This window comes from Neisseria sp. 83E34, from assembly GCF_001308015.1.
GTDB lineage: Bacteria > Pseudomonadota > Gammaproteobacteria > Burkholderiales > Neisseriaceae > Neisseria.
Genome location: NZ_LGYH01000006.1, coordinates 43,536 through 60,720 on the forward strand (window position 1 = coordinate 43,536; position 17,185 = coordinate 60,720).

The 17,185-nt window shown below is 48.7% G+C and carries 16 protein-coding genes and 2 tRNA genes; 8 read left to right on the top strand and 10 right to left on the bottom strand.

Going from position 1 to position 17,185, the window contains the following annotated elements; all coding sequences use genetic code 11:
- Window positions 1–35: 35 nt before the first annotated feature.
- From hisD to AKG09_RS07255, 4 genes are all read right to left on the bottom strand, one after another.
- Window positions 36–1,328, bottom strand: coding sequence for a histidinol dehydrogenase (gene hisD / locus AKG09_RS07240; RefSeq protein WP_054618789.1), 1,293 nt, complete (start codon window positions 1,326–1,328; stop codon window positions 36–38).
- A gap of 78 nt (window positions 1,329–1,406) precedes the next feature.
- Window positions 1,407–2,279 (bottom strand): hypothetical protein, encoded by an 873-nt coding sequence (locus tag AKG09_RS07245; RefSeq protein WP_054618790.1) that lies wholly within the window; start codon window positions 2,277–2,279, stop codon window positions 1,407–1,409.
- A 52-nt stretch (window positions 2,280–2,331) separates the two neighbouring features.
- Entirely contained in the window at window positions 2,332–2,988 is a 657-nt protein-coding gene (gene hisG / locus AKG09_RS07250) for an ATP phosphoribosyltransferase (RefSeq protein WP_054618911.1), read from the bottom strand.
- Window positions 2,989–3,046: 58 nt separating this feature from the next.
- A complete protein-coding gene (locus AKG09_RS07255) occupies window positions 3,047–3,661 on the bottom strand; it encodes an SCO family protein (protein ID WP_054618912.1) in 615 nt (204 codons plus the stop codon).
- A gap of 193 nt (window positions 3,662–3,854) precedes the next feature.
- Between AKG09_RS07255 and AKG09_RS07260 the strand changes: the two genes are divergently transcribed.
- From AKG09_RS07260 to AKG09_RS07275, 4 genes are all read left to right on the top strand, one after another.
- Window positions 3,855–3,939, top strand: a tRNA-Leu gene (locus AKG09_RS07260).
- 42 nt (window positions 3,940–3,981) lie between these two features.
- Window positions 3,982–4,066, top strand: a tRNA-Leu gene (locus AKG09_RS07265).
- A gap of 463 nt (window positions 4,067–4,529) precedes the next feature.
- Window positions 4,530–5,006, top strand: a complete 477-nt coding sequence (greA, locus tag AKG09_RS07270; protein ID WP_054618791.1) for a transcription elongation factor GreA — start codon at window positions 4,530–4,532, stop codon at window positions 5,004–5,006.
- Between the two features lie 174 nt (window positions 5,007–5,180).
- Entirely contained in the window at window positions 5,181–5,675 is a 495-nt protein-coding gene (locus AKG09_RS07275; RefSeq protein ID WP_054618792.1) for a DUF4149 domain-containing protein, read from the top strand.
- A gap of 100 nt (window positions 5,676–5,775) precedes the next feature.
- On the opposite strand, the gene queA is transcribed toward AKG09_RS07275, so the two are convergent.
- The 5 genes from queA to AKG09_RS07300 form a co-directional block, all read right to left on the bottom strand.
- Window positions 5,776–6,804, bottom strand: coding sequence for a tRNA preQ1(34) S-adenosylmethionine ribosyltransferase-isomerase QueA (gene queA, locus AKG09_RS07280; RefSeq protein WP_054618793.1), 1,029 nt, complete (start codon window positions 6,802–6,804; stop codon window positions 5,776–5,778).
- A gap of 84 nt (window positions 6,805–6,888) precedes the next feature.
- Complete coding sequence (gene ubiA / locus AKG09_RS07285) at window positions 6,889–7,827, bottom strand: 4-hydroxybenzoate octaprenyltransferase (protein ID WP_054618794.1); 939 nt, start codon at window positions 7,825–7,827, stop codon at window positions 6,889–6,891.
- A 248-nt stretch (window positions 7,828–8,075) separates the two neighbouring features.
- Complete coding sequence (locus tag AKG09_RS07290; RefSeq protein WP_054618795.1) at window positions 8,076–8,564, bottom strand: chorismate lyase; 489 nt, start codon at window positions 8,562–8,564, stop codon at window positions 8,076–8,078.
- An 11-nt stretch (window positions 8,565–8,575) separates the two neighbouring features.
- The gene (gene greB / locus AKG09_RS07295) at window positions 8,576–9,064 is read right to left on the bottom strand and encodes a transcription elongation factor GreB (protein ID WP_054618913.1); all 489 of its coding nucleotides are present in this window, start codon (window positions 9,062–9,064) and stop codon (window positions 8,576–8,578) included.
- A gap of 145 nt (window positions 9,065–9,209) precedes the next feature.
- Window positions 9,210–10,601 (bottom strand): uracil-xanthine permease family protein, encoded by a 1,392-nt coding sequence (locus AKG09_RS07300; RefSeq protein WP_054618796.1) that lies wholly within the window; start codon window positions 10,599–10,601, stop codon window positions 9,210–9,212.
- A gap of 391 nt (window positions 10,602–10,992) precedes the next feature.
- Between AKG09_RS07300 and dapA the strand changes: the two genes are divergently transcribed.
- The 3 genes from dapA to tsaD all read left to right on the top strand — a co-directional run bounded on the left by dapA (window position 10,993) and on the right by tsaD (window position 14,162).
- On the top strand, window positions 10,993–11,868 hold the full coding sequence (gene dapA / locus AKG09_RS07305) for a 4-hydroxy-tetrahydrodipicolinate synthase (protein WP_054618797.1): 876 nt from the start codon (window positions 10,993–10,995) through the stop codon (window positions 11,866–11,868).
- A 20-nt stretch (window positions 11,869–11,888) separates the two neighbouring features.
- Entirely contained in the window at window positions 11,889–13,004 is a 1,116-nt protein-coding gene (gene bamC, locus AKG09_RS07310; protein ID WP_054618798.1) for an outer membrane protein assembly factor BamC, read from the top strand.
- A 108-nt stretch (window positions 13,005–13,112) separates the two neighbouring features.
- On the top strand, window positions 13,113–14,162 hold the full coding sequence (gene tsaD / locus AKG09_RS07315) for a tRNA (adenosine(37)-N6)-threonylcarbamoyltransferase complex transferase subunit TsaD (RefSeq protein ID WP_054618799.1): 1,050 nt from the start codon (window positions 13,113–13,115) through the stop codon (window positions 14,160–14,162).
- Between the two features lie 204 nt (window positions 14,163–14,366).
- Here tsaD and pta read toward each other — a convergent pair whose 3' ends face one another.
- Entirely contained in the window at window positions 14,367–15,848 is a 1,482-nt protein-coding gene (gene pta, locus AKG09_RS07320; RefSeq protein ID WP_054618800.1) for a phosphate acetyltransferase, read from the bottom strand.
- A gap of 256 nt (window positions 15,849–16,104) precedes the next feature.
- Between pta and AKG09_RS07325 the strand changes: the two genes are divergently transcribed.
- On the top strand, window positions 16,105–17,112 hold the full coding sequence (locus AKG09_RS07325; RefSeq protein WP_054618801.1) for an LLM class flavin-dependent oxidoreductase: 1,008 nt from the start codon (window positions 16,105–16,107) through the stop codon (window positions 17,110–17,112).
- Window positions 17,113–17,185 lie beyond the last annotated feature (73 nt).

Below are 17,185 nucleotides of genomic sequence, written 5' to 3' on the forward strand. Positions count from 1 at the left end.
TTAAAACAAAAACACACTCTATATTAAATGTTAATTTAGTCTTTTAAACGCAATTCCGCAGCTCTCGCATGTGCTGTGAGCATTTCACCATGCGCCAACACACTTGCGATTTTGCCAAGCTTCTGAGCACCTTGCTCGGAAACCTGAATCAGGCTGCTGCGTTTTTGGAAATCATAAGTACCCAGCGGCGAAGAGAAGCGTGCCGTACGGCTGGTAGGCAGCACATGGTTGGGGCCGGCGCAATAATCGCCCAAACTCTCGCTGGTGTATTTGCCCATGAAAATCGCACCGGCATGGCGGATTTTCTTCGCCCATTCCTGCGGGTTTTCCACCGACAATTCCAAGTGTTCCGGCGCAATATAATTGGCAACTTCGCAGGCTTCGTCCAAATCTTTCGCCAAAATCATCGCGCCGCGGTTGCCTAGCGAGGCTTCGATAATCGCGCGGCGCGGCATGTCTTCGATTAGTTTGTCCATGGCCGTCTGAACCTCGTCCAGATATTGCTGCGACGTGGCGATCAGAATTGCTTGGGCGATTTCGTCGTGCTCGGCTTGGCTGAACAAATCCATTGCCACCCAATCGGCAGGCGTAGTGCCGTCGGCAATCACCAGAATTTCAGACGGCCCCGCCACCATATCGATGCCCACCACGCCGAACACGCGGCGTTTGGCGGCAGCCACAAACGCGTTGCCCGGGCCGGTGATTTTATCAACCTGCGGCACGGTTTCGGTGCCGTAAGCCAATGCCGCTACCGCCTGCGCGCCGCCGATGGTAAATACTTTGGTTACACCGGCCACAAATGCCGCCGCCAACACGATATCATTGCGCTCGCCTTTAGGCGTGGGCACCACCATGATTATTTCCGGCACACCGGCCACATGCGCAGGCATGGCGTTCATAATCACCGAGCTGGGATAAGCCGCTTTGCCGCCGGGCACATAAATACCCACGCGGTCGAGCGGGGTAATCTGCTGGCCGAGCAGCGTGCCGTTTTCATCGGTGTAGCTCCAAGACTCCATTTTCTGCCGTTGGTGATAGCTTTCTACGCGGGCGGCAGCGGTTTTCAAGGCTGTCTGAACGTTTTCAGGCAGGCGTTCGAAAGCGGCTTTTAAAGCATCTTGGCTTAACGTTAAATCCGCCATGCTTTGTGCAGACATTCCATCGAATTTATTGGTGTATTCCACCACCGCCGCATCGCCGCGCTTCTGCACGTCGGCGCAGATATCGGCCACAATTTGGTCGATTTTCGGGTCTTGAGCGGTTTCAAAAGCGAGTAGCGTTTTCAACTCGGTTTGAAAATCAGGAGATTGTGTGTCGAGAAACTTCATAATCTATTTAAATGATTTAATTAATAATGAATTTATTGTTTTCAGACAGGCCTAAGCCTGTCTGAAAACAATAAGCCGTTACAAATACTTAACACTTTCTGTAACATCAATGGTTATCCTACCGGCATTTTTGAGCTGCTCAATCAAATCAGCTGCTTCTGCTTCGCTCACACTGACACTTTGCACTAAATAATGAAGCAGATCATTTTTCTTTTTCGGCTGGTTTTTCTTAATGGCTAACTCAACATCGTTCAGCTGCGGTGATGTTGCATACTCCTCAACTGCAAGCGATATATCATCATCCAAAACATGTTTTACTGCTTGTAAAACCTTTTCTGCTTCAGTCTCTACCGAAACCCGCGGTATTTTGACTGGTTCTTTTACCGCATCTTCATTGAATCGCAGTAACTTTTTATATTTATCTTTTTTATCTTTCTTATCCTCTTTATCTTTCTTATCCTCTTTATCTTTCTTATCCTCTTTATCTTTCTTATCCTCTTTATCTTTCTTATCCTCTTTGTCTTTCTTATATTCTTTATATTTTCTGTCTTTTTTATCTCTCTTATTTTCTCTGTCTTTTTTATTCTTCTGCTTTTTGTCTTTCAATTCAAATTCACCGCACTCTTTAAACACACAAACATATGCTTTAGGATAAGCTTCTCGCAATTCTTTGCAGCGTTTTTTCAGCTTCTTCCGAGGAGATAACACGATAATTTTAGCTCGAGGATTATTCCACAATAAGTTTTGAATATGCTTCGCAATGACTCGCGAAACTTTTTCCTCCGGCAAGCGCACCACCTCAATGCCTTTATGCTTTTCAGCAAACTTCTTGGCTTTTTTCAGCTTCTTCTTGCTCTTGGCAAACAGAAAAGTCTTTCCATCTTGCTCTTTTATCTGAGCTTTACACTGTTTCAGCGACAGTCTGCTTAAATCAACCACAAGATAGCTCATCCCAATCTCCTTATTTATAAGTTAATGATTTTTTTATTCTTTCAAACCCGGCCTATTTTCCATTCGCCACTACACCTGCAAAAGCTTCAATTATTGGTTCGATTAGCGCATATTTTGTTTTTAAAGCAGCTTTATTCACAACCAAGCGGCTGGAAATATCTACAATATGCTCTACTGCTTCCAAATTATTTGCTTTCAACGTGCCGCCGGTAGAAACCAAGTCAACAATCGCATCGCTCAAACCTACCAACGGTGCGAGCTCCATTGAACCATACAATTTGATAATGTCTACATGCACACCTTTTGCTGCGAAATGCTCGGCGGCAATATCAGGATATTTGGTTGCCACACGCAAACGGCAGCCTGGCTTTGATGCTGCTGCGTAGTCGAAACCTTTAGGCACCGCAACCATCATGCGGCATTTGGCAATTTGCAAATCCAAAGGCTGATAAAGCCCTTCACCACCATGCTCTATCAGCACATCTTTACCGGCAATGCCGAAATCCGCCGCGCCATATTGCACGTAAGTAGGCACATCACTCGCTCTTACGATCACTAAACGGATCTCGGGATGATTGGTTTCAATAATGAGTTTTCTAGATTTTTCCGGTGCTTCCGCCGGGATGATGCCTGCTGCGGCCAAAAGCGGAAGCGTCTCTTCAAAAATACGGCCTTTAGATAAGGCTATTGTTAAACTGTTATCTTGCATAATGTCTTTCATAAGAATAGCAAATGCCTGTCTGAAAAAACAAACATAAATAATATATTCATTTTAGCAAGATTTTCACATCATCGGCGATTTCCGTAGCTGTTTTCCCATAAGGTTCAAACACTATCGCCTGACCATTACGGTTTAAAAGATAAGTGCCGGCTGTATGATCAACTGTATAGTCGCCTTCCTTTAACGGTACTTTAACAGCTTGAATACGATAAAGCTGTTTCACAGCTTCGATATCTTGTTCGGATTTAGCGGACAGCCCGATAAAATCTTCATGAAAAAGCCGCACATACTTATCCGTGAGTTCCGGTGTGTCTCTTTGCGGATCAACGCTCACAAACACCACCGCCACCTCCCGCGCTTGCTGCCCCAGCTGCTTTAACACATCAGCATAAGTAGCCAAACCGGTCGGGCACACATCCGGGCAATGTGTAAAACCAAAAGCCAGAATAACCACTTTGCCACGTAAATCCTGCAAACCAAAAGGCTGATTGTTCCCCCTTATTAATGTAAAGTCGCCCCCCAAGCCTTCTTTTGAAATATCACTTCCATAAAACGCAGGCACATTCTGTTGAATGCTTTCCGCAACTTGCGTTTGAGCATCTTGCTGAGTACATGCAGACAAAATAAATGCTGTTAACAACACCAAACCTAATATTCGCATTTTAAATAACCCCTCTTTACAACCGGTTTTAACAGAATTATAACAGCGTAAACTTACCATTATCGCACTTCCACAATATTCTTTAATTTAATTAATAACACTAATAAATCAAAGCATTACTATCCAACTTCACACCAACTCCTGATAAACAGTTTACAAGTTACATTTAACTGCTATAATACCGTCTTCGCTGGCCCGGGTGGCGAAATTGGTAGACGCAGGGGACTCAAAATCCCCCGCCGAAAGGTGTGTCGGTTCGAGTCCGACCCCGGGCACCATAAGATAACAATTTGATTATCTGAAATTCAGAAAATGCTACTGCCCAGGTGGCGAAATTGGTAGACGCAGGGGACTCAAAATCCCCCGCCGAAAGGTGTGTCGGTTCGAGTCCGACCCTGGGCACCACAAACCGCTTTAAGCGGTTATTTTTTATTCTATATTTTAAAAAGTGCCAAGCTGCTGATAACTCATAATAAACTTTCAGACAGGCATTTCCATAACACCAATCACGTCCCGTTACACTTGAGCCTTATTCAAGTATCCATAAATACCTTGTGTTATGTTTCCATAACTTTTGCCTATTTCAGACAGGCATGTGTTAAATTCTGACTGAGAGATTGCTATTTCCTCCCGATTTGATACAATACCTGCCTGAAACGAATATTTAGCAAGCCGCCGATTAACGCGCGGCTTGCCTTTTTATTGATTAAATACACATTGTCGCAAACTGCCCTTTGCAACCGCATATAGCGTACACTTTCCGAACTTATAGCCAATCTTTTTGCCGGCTCCGGCGGTGTGCACAGCATGTGAATTGCAATGGGTTTTACTATATGAAGTTGCGACAACTGACGGAGAAAAAACTGTTATGAAAAAAACCCCTTTAACCATACGCGGCGCAGAATTATTGAAAAAGGAATTGCAACACTTGAAAAGTGTTGCACGCCCTGCCGTGATAGAAGCCATCGCAGAAGCCCGCTCACACGGTGACTTATCGGAAAACGCAGAATATGAAGCGGCCAAAGAGCGCCAAGGTTTCATTGAGGGTCGTATTGCCGAAGTGGAATACAAGCTGTCTCATGCCCATATTATTAATCCTGCCGAAATCCATGCCGAAGGCAAAATCGTGTTCGGTTCAACCGTAACTTTGGAAGATCTGGAAAGCGGTGAAGAAGTTCGCTATCAAATCGTGGGCGAAGACGAGGCAGATCTTAAAGAGAATAAAATTTCTGTCAGCTCTCCTATCGCGCGTGCTTTGATTGGCAAAGAAGAAGGCGATGTTGCCGAAGTGCAGGCGCCCGGCGGCATCCGTGAATATGACATCGTAGCTGTAGAATATATTTAAACCACATCCAAACACACCAACAAAAATGCCTGTCTGAAACAAACGTTCAGACAGGCATTTATTTTATTACTCTTTTGTCATAACCAACATACGCTTATTCAGGCAGAGTTGACAGCATATCTTCTATATAGTCTAATTCACAGAATTTAATAAATTTTAACAAAGAGATTGTATATGAATCGTTTTACCGCGCTTATTGCAAGCTGCTGGTTGGGTATGCAGATCATGGCAGGTTATGTTGCCGCGCCTGTTTTATTCAAAAGCTTGGATAGGGTTGTTGCCGGAGAGATTGCTGGCAAATTGTTTACAGTGGTCGGCTATTACGGCTTGGCTGCTTGGTTTTTGGTATATGTGGTTGCCAGAATACAATCTCACAGCAAAAAGCCGCAACGCTGGATTGCGCTGCAAATTGTCCTCTTGGGCATCAACCAGCTTGCGGTAACGCCGGTTATCGAAGCGATTAAGCAAGGGCAGCAGCATCCGTTGCTTGCAGTTTCCAATCTTTTTCTTTCTCCGTCTAGCGAAGCAGGTGGAATGACTGAATTTGCCTTTTGGCACGGGCTTTCCAGCCTGATTTATATGGCAACTTCCGTTTTAGGCTTACTTCTGCTCTCTGTTTTCCTGAGGCTAAGCTTCGGAGAAAAGAAAACGCTGCCCGAAGCCAAATAAACTGGTACAAAGCAGCCTGCGTTTCTTATGAAATAGTACGAAATGCCTGAAATCTATAAAATATAATGCCTGTCTGAAGATCATTTTTTCAGACAGGCAATCAATCTTCCGCCCGTCCCAATATCATTGCATCACCATAGCTGAAAAACCGGTATTGCTCTCGAATGGCATGAGCATAAGTGTCGCGTATATGTTGAGTACCCGAAAATGCGCTGACCAACATCAATAAAGTCGATTTCGGCAGATGGAAATTGGTAATTAAGCGGTCAATCACTTTAAACCGATAGCCCGGTGTAATAAAAATATCCGTGTCGCCCTGACCCGCGCTCAACACACCGGAGCGCGCCGCAGATTCGAGCGCACGCATAGAGGTGGTGCCCACCGACCATACCCGCTGCCCTGCCTGCTTGGCCTTATGGATTTTATTCACCGTTTCTTCAGACACCTCATACCATTCACTATGCATTTTATGCTCGACAATATTATCCACCCGCACCGGCTGAAATGTGCCTGCCCCCACATGCAGTGTTACTTCTGCCATTTCCACACCTTTGGCTGCCAATGCTTTCAGCATTTCCTCGGTAAAATGCAAACCTGCCGTAGGCGCAGCAACCGCGCCCTGCTCTTTTGCATAAACCGTTTGGTAGCGGCTGTCATCATTTTCTCCGGCTGCGCGCTCGATATAAGGTGGTAACGGAAGATGGCCGTGTTGCTCCAAAAGCTCGTAAACGTTTAATCCACCTTCGAAACGCAGGCAGAATAATTCGCCATGTCGCTCTTCCATCACGGCCTTAATCCCGCCTTCAAACCACAGCTCTGTACCGGGTTTCGGTGATTTTGAAGAGCGTATATGTGCAAGCGCGCGATGCGTATCCAACACCCGCTCAACCAAAGCTTCAATTTTCCCGCCGCTGGCTTTCTGCCCGAACAAACGGGCTTTAATCACTTTGGTATTGTTAAACACTAACACATCACCTGCTTCAAGCCACATCGGCAAATCGGCAAACACCTTATCTTGGAAAGGCTTATCCGGCAGCGCAACCAGCAAGCGGCTGCTGCCGCGTATTTCGGGTGGATGCTGGGCAATTAATTGCTCCGGCAGTTGGAAGTCAAAATCAGAAATATGCATGAAACTTTAATTCACAATTTTAAAATATAGAAACACAATGCCTGTCTGAAAACTTTTTCAGACAGGCATGTAAACAAATTCACTTCAGAAAGTCCAACCGAGCTGTCTGAACAAGCCGCACAAGAACCACCAGCAATAATGCAGGCCGATGGCGATAAACCATGCCAAGCCGATACGGTTGTTTTCCAGAAACGTGCGGAAACAAGCCTGCCGGTCGCGCGTTTTAATCGCCTGATATTGCTGCCATTGCCAATACACCACCAGCGGCACCGCCAGCCAATAAGGCCAAGTCGCCTTAATCTGAATGCCCAGAATCACCATCAACACGGTAAACCAGAAATGGCAGAGCATCACCGCGGCAATGTCGTGCTGGCCAAACGTGATGGCGGAAGTTTTGATGCCGATTTTCAAATCATCTTCTTTATCGGCCATAGCATAAATCGTGTCGTAAGCCAGCGTCCACAGCACATTGGCAGTAAACAGCAACCAAGCCACCGGCGGCACGGTTTCCTGCACCGCAGCAAACGCCATCGGAATACCGAACGAAAAAGCCAAACCGAGATAAAACTGGGGCAGCGGAAAAAACCGCTTGGTAAACGGATAAGTAATCGCCAGAAAAAGGGCGGGAAGACTCATCAGCCAAGTAAGGCTGTTGAGCGGCAGCAGGCAGAGTGCCGCCAACATACACAGAATCAGCAGAAGCAGCAAGGCTTCGCTTTTGGTTACCAAACCTCTCGCAAACGGGCGTGATTTGGTGCGTTCAACCGCGCCGTCAATATCGCGGTCGGCAAAATCGTTAACCACACAACCTGCGCTGCGCATCAGAAAAGTACCCATCGAAAAAGCAGCCAAAATCATCAAATCCGGCACACCTTCCGATGCAATCCACAATGCCCAGAGCGTGGGCCAAAGTAAAAGCAAAGTACCTATCGGCTTTTCAACCCGCATCAGACGGCTGTATACAAACATACGGCCAACCGCATAACGCGGAAGCATTTGTAATAGTAAGCGTTTCATTTCCATTTTCTGTATTTGTTTTCCGTTGTATGGCTGCTTTCATTATTTTTATCAATTCAGCCATGATTTATCGTGAGTTTGCGCATTGATTGCTTATTTTTATTATGCGCCGAGCCTATCTAAGCGGCATGAATTATATAATAAATTCATGCCTATATGCTGTTTGAAAAGCAAAAGAACATCAATTTATGCAAGGAGATTATTTTCCTCTTAATAAAGAAACATTTCCACGCCCCGATGAAGCAGAAGTAGAACTATTCAAAACCATCCAGAAAACATTCCACCAAGCCCAAACGGTTACCGTTTAATGAGAACACGGAACGCCGCGCCGCTATCGGCGAAGCGTTTTCATACGGTAGAACCACATGCCCGCAACTGCAATATTCAAAAGGTGTGCGCACCAAAGGCAGCTCGCCGTTAAACAAACGCTCTCCCAAAGGCTGTGTGCCGCAATCCAACACTTCATGCCACACTGCGTCATCTGCTTCGCACACGCTGCGCGCCCACACAATCGGCTTGCCACTCAAACACAATAACACTTCCCGTGAAAACACTTGCGCAGGAAAATGCCTGTCTGAAAACCACCCTCGGCTTTCAGACAGACCCAAATGCAAAAGGCGCACGGAAAATGCCGCATCCAAAGACCTGAGTGCGGCGGTTAAAGACGGCTGCTGCATCAGCCATTGCAGTTTTTCAGACAGGCTTTCAGGCAGTTTTTCCTGCCAGTTTAATGTTTGCTGCATAAGCCGCCCCGTTAATCAATCTTAATATATTCAACCGACAAAATTTCAATTTCCTCGCTGCCTTCAGGCGTGCGCAACACCACTTCGTCACCCTCCCGCGCTTTGATTAAGCAGCGCGCCAGCGGTGAAATCCAGGAAATTTTGTTGCGTGCGGTATCAATCTCATCCACACCGACAATTTTTACTGTTTGTTCGCTACCATCGCCGCGCAACAGTAAAACCGTTGCACCGAAAAACACTTGATCCGTAGCCTCGCGCGTTTCCGGATCGACTACTTGCGCGGCCTCCAAACGCTTGGTCAGAAAGCGGATACGGCGGTCGATTTCCCGCATACGGCGTTTGCCGTAGAGATAATCGCCGTTTTCACTGCGGTCTCCGTTGCTCGCTGCCCAGTTAACGATCTGTACGATTTCCGGGCGCTCTTTATTAACCAGCTGGTAAAGCTCATCTTTCAGAGCCTGCCAGCCCGACGGGGTAATGTAATTTGGCGTGTCGCTCATAGTGGAGAAACATGGAAAAAATTTAAACGCGTATTTTACTTCATTCGAAACCAAAAAAGAAAACAGTCTGGCAGAAATACGGCAATTCATAAACAAAGCCTGTCTGAAAATATGTTTCAGACAGGCATTCGCTTAATATCATCAATTAAGCATCCAGCTCGTCAGTCAAATACACCTTCTCACCCGTATCATGCGGCATAATCAGGTTCATCAACAAAGCCGCCACGCCTCCCATACAAATCGGGTTTTGAAACAATTCTTTCAGCGGCAGCAAAGCAAACACTTCCGGCTTGAAACTCACGCCCAAACCCAAGCCGATGGAAGTTGCCGCAATCACAGCTTCCCTGCGGTTGATGCCGTTGGTCATAATGATGCGCACACCTGCAATGGCAATCAACCCAAACATCAACACCATCGCACCGCCGAGCACCGGGCTGGGGATCGTGGTAAATGCGCGTCCCACAATCGGAAACAGACCCAATACCACCAAAATCGCCGCAATATACTTGCCCACATGGCGCGAAGCCACTCCGGTCATCTGAATCACACCGTTGTTTTGAGCAAACGTGGTCAACGGTAGCGAACCGAGTGCAGTAGCAATCACAGAGACCAAGCCGTCGGCAAACACACCTCCGCGCAAACGCTTCTGAAACTCATCGCCTTCATAATCTTCACCCGACACCATTGCCGTAGCGGTTAAATCGCCCACCGCCTCGAAAATACTCAGCAAATACACCAACCCCGCTACCAAAAACGGCACCCATTGGAAATCGAAACCATATTTAAACGGCACGGGAATTGTAACCAAAGGCAAATCTTTCAACACCAAAAAATCCACCATACCCAAAAACAGCGCCACAACATAGCCTGCAATCATACCCACGGCGATGCCGCTCATACGCAGCAGCGGATTTTTCAGACTGTTGAAAAACAATACCACCGCCAACACAAACGCCGCCAACGCAATATTTTGCCAAGCACCGAAGCTGCCGTCGTTCAAAGCCGCATAACCACCGCCAAATTCAGTAATCGCTACGCTGATCAAGCTCAGGCCGATCATCATCACCACCACGCCGCTCACAGTAGGCGTGATGACTTTTTTCAGATAAGGCAGCAACCAGGCCGAACCGGCCACTAAAAACGCGCCGATAAACGCCACGCCCAACAGCGCCGAGATCATCGCATGCTCGTCCAAGCCCTGCTCTTTCATACCCAAACCGAGCGAAATCATTACGCCGACAAACGAGAAGTTCACCGACTGAATCGACAACAGCCCCGAACCTACCGACCCGAAACGGTTTACCTGCAAATAAGTGCCGATACCCGAAGCCACCATCGCCATCGACACCAGATAAGCCGTCATTTCCGGCGGCAGCTTCAACGCACCGCCCACAATCAGCGCCGGCGTAATCATCGGCACGAATATCGCCAGCAGATGTGTAATCGCACTTAATAAAGCATTGGCAAACGGCGGTTTGTCTTCCAGGCGGTAAACCAAATCCGGCGTGTCCGCACCCTTTCTCAACGGGGCTCCCATCACATTATTCCCTTAATCAAATTAAAATAAAATTCACAAGGCTACGCGCCATTCAGCACAACACGCTTAAAGCCATTTGAAACAGCAAAAGCTTAAGTATCAAAGCGGAAGCTATGCATAAAATGTCAAGTTTTGTAACCGCGTGCATTTTATCCGAAGCGCCAAAGCACTTCCATTTTTTTACCTTTTATCGGCTTTCCTCACCGCACAACCAAGAAAAACAGCGTTCCACACACCCACAACCGCCGTTTATCCTTGAAAATACCGATTAACATTTCTTCTGCTATCATGCCTGTCTGAAACGGCGGCTTCACCCAACCGCTATTTCACAACGCAGATAAAGTAAGCTACAATCCACCATTATTATTGACGTCTGACAAAGGTTTCCACTATGTTAAAAGGCAGTTTGGTCGCATTGATTACCCCGATGCAGGCAGACGGCAGCATTGATTACAACGCGCTGCACAATCTGATCGACTGGCACATCGAAAACGGCACCGACGCTATCGTAGCCGTAGGCACTACCGGCGAAAGCGCCACTTTATCCGTTGAAGAACACAAGCAGGTAATCGAAGCCACCGTAAAACACGCCGCCAAGCGTATTCCCATCATCGCCGGCACCGGCGCCAACAATACTCATGAAGCCATCGAGCTTTCCAAAGCCGCTAAAGCTGCAGGCGCTGATTACACTTTGTCTGTCGTTCCCTATTACAACAAACCCTCTCAAGAAGGTATTTACCAACATTACCAAGCCATTGCCGAAGCAGTGGATATTCCGATGATTATCTACAATGTTCCGGGCAGAACGGTTGTGAACATGTCAAACGAAACCATTCTGCGTTTGGCAAAACTCCCTAATATTGTCGGTGTGAAAGAAGCCAGCGGCGACGTAGCCCGCGATATCGAGCTGATTAACGCGGTACCGGAAGGCTTTGCCGTTTATTCCGGCGACGACCCCACCGGCTTGCCCTTTATGCTTTGCGGCGGACACGGCGTCATTACCGTTGCAGCCAATATCGCACCCAAACTGTTTGCCGACATGTGCCGCGAAGCATTGGCAGGCAATATTCCCGAATCACGCCGTTTAAACCAAGAGCTGATTCCGCTTTATAACGTGATGTTCTGCGAGCCCAGCCCAGCCGCACAAAAATGGGCTTTGAGCAAACTGGGCAAGTGCAGTGCAAGCGTGCGTTTGCCGATTATTGAACTATCCGAAGAAGCACAAGCCAAAGTTCAAAATGCTTTAGAAACACTCAAACTGATTTAACCCCCAACAGGAATGATTATATGAACCGCATGAAACCGGCCGTATTGGCCATCGCCTTAATCGGCCTGGCCGCCTGTTCCAGCAACAAAGCGCAACCCAAACTTGATTACCAAACCCAAAACCGCAAAGTGGTAAATCTGGAAGTTCCCCCTGACTTAACCAATCCCAATCAAGGCAACCGTTACAACCTGCCTGCAGGCGGTGCGGTACGCGCCAGTGACATACAGCGTGCCAACGCCCAACAACCGGCCAACCAAGCCGTATTGCAAGGCGTGCAAGGCGTAGAATTGAAGCGCGAAGGCAACCAGCGCTGGCTGCAAATCAGCGGTAAGCAACCCGCTGAAATCTGGCCGCTTCTGAAAGCTTTCTGGCAAGAAAATGGCTTCGTTATCAAATCCGAAGAGCCTGCCATCGGCCAAATGGAAACCGAATGGGCAGAAAACCGAGCCAAAATCCCACAAGACGGCCTGCGCAACCTGTTTGAAAAAGTCGGCCTCGGCGGCATTTATTCCACCAGCGAGCGTGATAAATTCACCATCCGCATCGAACGCGGCGCCAACGGCACAACCGATGTATTCTTTGTTCACAAAGGTATGAAAGAGGTGTACACCAATAAAAACAAAGACACTACCATGTGGGAGCCGCGCCCGAACGAACCTACTTTGGAAGCAGCTTTCTTAGGCCGCTTTATGCAGTATCTGGGCGCCGACCAGCAGCAAGTCGAACGCGAGTTGCAGCAAAATGCCGGCAAAGCCACAGCCAGCGAATTGGCTAAAGTCGACGGCAACAGCCTTTTGGTCAGCGGCGATTACCAACGCAACTGGCGCCGTACAGGCTTGGCGCTTGACCGTATCGGCTTGACCGTATTGGGTCAGAATGTCGAAAAACACGCATTCCTGGTGCAACCGGTGCCTGATGAATCAGCAGCCAAAGGTAAAAAGCCCGGCATGTTCACCCGCATTTTCGGCAAAGGCAAAAAAGACGATTCCGCCAAACAGACCATGCCTGAGCTGATTGTGTTTGTAGAGCCTGTTCAAGGCGGTTCGCGCATTCAAATCCTCAACAAAGACGGTAGCGCCTACCGAGGCAAAGAAGTTTCAAGCTGGCTTGGCAGCCTGCAAAACGAATTGCGTTAATCTTTGTACCTTAATCAATGCCTGTCTGAAAAAATCTTTTCAGACAGGCATTATGTTTAAAGCTAAAATACGCCTCTTCCAATTTTCACAAACGATTTCCCAAATAAAATGTTAGTTCTCGGCATCGAATCCTCCTGCGACGAAACCGGCGTTGCGCTTTACGACACAAAACACGGCCTGATAGGCAACCAGCTGCATACCCAAATGGTGATGCACGCCGAATACGGCGGCGTTGTGCCCGAGCTGGCCAGCCGCGACCACATCCGCCGCTTGGTGCCGCTTACCCATGCCTGTCTGAAAGAAGCCGACAAAACATTCGAAGATATTGATGCCGTTGCTTTCACCCAAGGCCCGGGTTTGGGCGGCGCGCTGCTGGCAGGTTCCGGCTATGCCAACGCCTTAGCGTTTGCACTCGGCAAACCCGTAATTCCGGTGCATCATCTGGAAGGCCATTTGCTTTCCCCGCTTCTTGCGGAAGAAAAACCCGATTTTCCTTTCGTTGCCTTGCTCGTTTCAGGTGGACACACGCAACTAATGGCCGTGCGCGGCATCGGCGATTACACCTTGCTGGGCGAAAGTGTGGATGACGCAGCCGGAGAAGCCTTTGATAAAACCGCCAAACTGCTCGGCTTACCCTATCCCGGCGGCGCCAAACTTTCCGAACTTGCCAAGCTTGGCCGCCCCGATGTTTACACGTTTCCACGCCCTATGCTGCATTCGCACGATTTGCAAATGAGCTTCTCCGGCCTGAAAACTGCCGTGCTCACTGCTGTGCAAAAAGCAGAAACCGCTTCTGAAAACGGCAGCCTTTCCGAACAAACCCGCAATGATATCTGCCGCGCTTTCCAAGATGCCGTGGTTGACGTATTGTTTGCCAAAGCCAAGCAGGCACTTATTGACACGGGCTTCCGCACATTGGTGGTAGCGGGCGGCGTGGGTGCCAACTGGAAACTGCGCGAATCACTGGCCGCACTCAGCATCAAACCTGCGCCCAAGGCCAAACCTGAAGCCGTGAAAGTGTTCTTCCCGCCCCTGCCGCTCTGTACCGACAACGGCGCCATGATTGCCTTTGCCGGCGCCATGCATTTGCAAAAGTCTGCCCAAGCAGGCGCGTTTGGTGTCAAACCGCGCTGGCCGCTAACCGATATTGTGAAATAAAGCATACGGTTTTTGCCTGTCTGAAAACTTTCAAGCAGACATCTACCGTATAACACGTCATACTCGGGCTTGACCCGAGTATCTTGAGTTCTAATAACAACAATGTGAATGAAAGATAAGATTTATAAAGAACATACAGCTCAACCGCCCAAACAAAAATGCCTGTCTGAAAACTTTCAGACAGGCATTTTCTATGCATTCACATTATTTCGCCATTTGCTCCGACTGAATCGCAGTCAGCGCGATGGTGTACACAATATCTTCCACCAAAGCGCCGCGTGACAAATCGTTTACAGGCTTACGCAAGCCTTGCAGCATGGGGCCTACGCTCAATACGTTGGCATTGCGTTGCACCGCTTTATAAGTACAGTTACCCGTGTTCAAATCCGGGAAAATAAACACTGTCGCTTTGCCTGCAACCGGGCTGTTGGGCGCTTTGGATTTGGCAACGCTGGCTACGCTCGCTGCATCGTATTGCAGCGGGCCGTCCACAGCGATGTCAGGGCGTTGCTGTTTCACCAGTTCGACGGCAGCGGCTACGGCTTCCACGTCGGGGCCTGCGCCTGATGTGCCGGTTGAATAGGAAATCATGGCCACGCGCGGTTCAATGCCGAATGCTTTGGCTGAATCGGCAGATTGGATGGCGATTTCGGCCAGTTGTTCAGGCGTTGGGTTCGGGTTAACCGCACAGTCGCCATACACCAGCACTTGACCGGGCAGCAGCATGAAAAACACGCTGGATACAATGCTGGCGCCGGGCGCGGTTTTAATCAGCTGAAATGCAGGGCGGATGGTGTTGGCAGTGGTGTGAACCGCGCCGGAAACCAGGCCGTCTACATCGTTTCGCGCCATCATCATGGTGCCGAGCACAACGGTATCTTTTAATTGCTCGCGTGCTTGCTCGGGCGTTAAACCTTTGCTCTTACGCAGCTCGCACATTGGTTCGACATATTGTTCGATTAAGGTATCGGGATCGATGATTTCCACAGAATCAGGCAATTCAATGCCGATTTCCTGAGCCACGGCCAACACGGCAGGACGCGGAGCAAGCAACACGCAGCGCGCAATGCCTTTTTCATGACAAATCGCAGCAGCATGCACGGTACGCGGCTCAGCGCCTTCCGGCAATACGATGCGCTTATTGGCCTTACGCGCCGATTCCATCATATTGAAGCGGAATTGTGCGGGCGACATGCGCGGCTCTTGCGGCGCAACCAGCTTAGACACGCCTTCCAACGCATCAGGTTTACCCAAATAAGGCAAGCCGGCATCTTTAGCAGCTTCTGCACTGCCGCCGATAACACCCATAATCTCTACATTTTTTCCGGCGAACGATTGCTTAGCCAGTTTCAATCGGGTTGCCGTGCCGCATTCGTTGCTGGAAACAAACACCACGCGCGCATTGAAGGAAGTGGCCAGTTCTACGTTTTGCACGGATAAAAATGCTCGCTCGGCGTCATTTTGAATGCCTTGAATCACCACGTTCGGCTTATCCAGCTCTGCTGCACGACCGATTAACAGGTCAAACCAATCATCAGCCTTACCTGCGCCAATCAACCGCTCGGCTTCCGAAGTATCGGCCAACGGGTTAAACACCAGCGCATCAGGCAAGCCTGAGGCCACGGTTTTCGCAACAGATGCCATATCTACGTGAACGCATACGGGTACAATCAAAATATTTGCCATAACGCATTTCCTTTTATATTAGGGGGTTAATTTACATCATTTCGATAAGGTGCAAATATACTCTAAAAAGGCAGAAAATCCTACTTGTTTTGATTTTGTGATGACAGTCATCCGCGTTACTGATAGGCTTGGGTATTCTTCAGATGCCTGTCTGAAAAATAGGCAGTACGACGATTATAAAACGTGCATACAAACTTAATAAAAACAGCACTGTAAACTTTTCAAATCAGATATAAACTCAACCCGAGGACACACCATGATTCCCGTATCCGTATTAAACCTCGTGCCCATGCGCGAAGGTCAAAGCCGCGCCCAGGCCATTGAATCGATGATTGAGCTGGCTCAAGAAACAGAAAGAATAGGCTACACGCGCTATTGGATTGCCGAACATCACAATATGCCCAGCCTTGTCAGCTCGGCCACGCAGGTCTTGATCGGCCACACGCTGGCCCACACCGGTAAAATCCGCGTAGGCAGCGGCGGCGTGATGCTGCCCAACCACAGCCCGCTTTTGGTTGCCGAACAATACGGCACTCTCGCCACCATCTATCCCGACCGCGTTGACCTGGGCATAGGCCGCGCACCGGGTACCGACCGCCCCACCGCCACCGCACTGCGCCGCAACGAACGCAACCTCTCGCTGAATTATCCGAACGATGTGCAGATGCTGCAACGCTATTTCCGTTCAAGCGATGAGCAAGGCTATGTACGCGCATTTCCCGGCGTAGGGCTGAATGTTCCCATTTATATGCTCGGCTCCAGCACCGAAAGCGCCCACTTGGCTGCTGAACTCGGCCTGCCGTTTGCCTTTGCCGCCCATTTTGCGCCGCGCCTGATGGATGCCGCTCTTGAAATCTACCGGCGTGAGTTCAAACCTTCCGATGTGCTGGAAAAACCTTATGTGATTGTGTGTCTCAACGTCATTGCCGCAGACACCGACGAAGAAGCCCGTTTTCTCGCCGGCTCACAGCAGCAGTTTATAGCCAACATTATCAAAAACACCCGCCAGCCGCTCCAGCCGCCCGTGGCCGAAACGCGCATCCAATGGGGCAGCGAACAAGAGCAGGCAGCCGTAAACGAAATGCTGGCCTGTTCTCTGATTGGCAGCAAAGCAAGCGTGGCCGCCCAATTCGAAGCCCTGCAAATCCGATTGCGTGCCGATGAAATCATGGTCGTCAGCTATATTTATGACCAGCAAAAGCAATACCGTTCCTACCGCTTGTTTCACGAAATTGCATCTTCTTACCGGCCAAGTTCACTGTAAAAACAATCATGCCTGTCTGAAAACTTTTTCAGACAGGCATTTGCTCAATGAAAATCTGTATACAGTTAATCAA

Excerpts from the sequence above, each read along its gene's own strand:
- dapA (WP_054618797.1), top strand. The coding sequence starts at position 10,993 with ATGTTAAAAGGCAGTTTGGTCGCATTGATTACCCCGATGCAGGCAGAC.
- queA (WP_054618793.1), bottom strand. The coding sequence starts at position 6,804 with ATGCATATTTCTGATTTTGACTTCCAACTGCCGGAGCAATTAATTGCC.
- AKG09_RS07275 (WP_054618792.1), top strand. The coding sequence starts at position 5,181 with ATGAATCGTTTTACCGCGCTTATTGCAAGCTGCTGGTTGGGTATGCAG.
- ubiA (WP_054618794.1), bottom strand. The coding sequence starts at position 7,827 with ATGGAAATGAAACGCTTACTATTACAAATGCTTCCGCGTTATGCGGTT.
- bamC (WP_054618798.1), top strand. The coding sequence starts at position 11,889 with ATGAACCGCATGAAACCGGCCGTATTGGCCATCGCCTTAATCGGCCTG.
- AKG09_RS07325 (WP_054618801.1), top strand. The coding sequence starts at position 16,105 with ATGATTCCCGTATCCGTATTAAACCTCGTGCCCATGCGCGAAGGTCAA.
- AKG09_RS07245 (WP_054618790.1), bottom strand. The coding sequence starts at position 2,279 with ATGAGCTATCTTGTGGTTGATTTAAGCAGACTGTCGCTGAAACAGTGT.
- greA (WP_054618791.1), top strand. The coding sequence starts at position 4,530 with ATGAAAAAAACCCCTTTAACCATACGCGGCGCAGAATTATTGAAAAAG.
- hisG (WP_054618911.1), bottom strand. The coding sequence starts at position 2,988 with ATGCAAGATAACAGTTTAACAATAGCCTTATCTAAAGGCCGTATTTTT.
- pta (WP_054618800.1), bottom strand. The coding sequence starts at position 15,848 with ATGGCAAATATTTTGATTGTACCCGTATGCGTTCACGTAGATATGGCA.
- tsaD (WP_054618799.1), top strand. The coding sequence starts at position 13,113 with ATGTTAGTTCTCGGCATCGAATCCTCCTGCGACGAAACCGGCGTTGCG.
- hisD (WP_054618789.1), bottom strand. The coding sequence starts at position 1,328 with ATGAAGTTTCTCGACACACAATCTCCTGATTTTCAAACCGAGTTGAAA.
- AKG09_RS07255 (WP_054618912.1), bottom strand. The coding sequence starts at position 3,661 with ATGCGAATATTAGGTTTGGTGTTGTTAACAGCATTTATTTTGTCTGCA.
- greB (WP_054618913.1), bottom strand. The coding sequence starts at position 9,064 with ATGAGCGACACGCCAAATTACATTACCCCGTCGGGCTGGCAGGCTCTG.
- AKG09_RS07290 (WP_054618795.1), bottom strand. The coding sequence starts at position 8,564 with ATGCAGCAAACATTAAACTGGCAGGAAAAACTGCCTGAAAGCCTGTCT.
- AKG09_RS07300 (WP_054618796.1), bottom strand. The coding sequence starts at position 10,601 with ATGGGAGCCCCGTTGAGAAAGGGTGCGGACACGCCGGATTTGGTTTAC.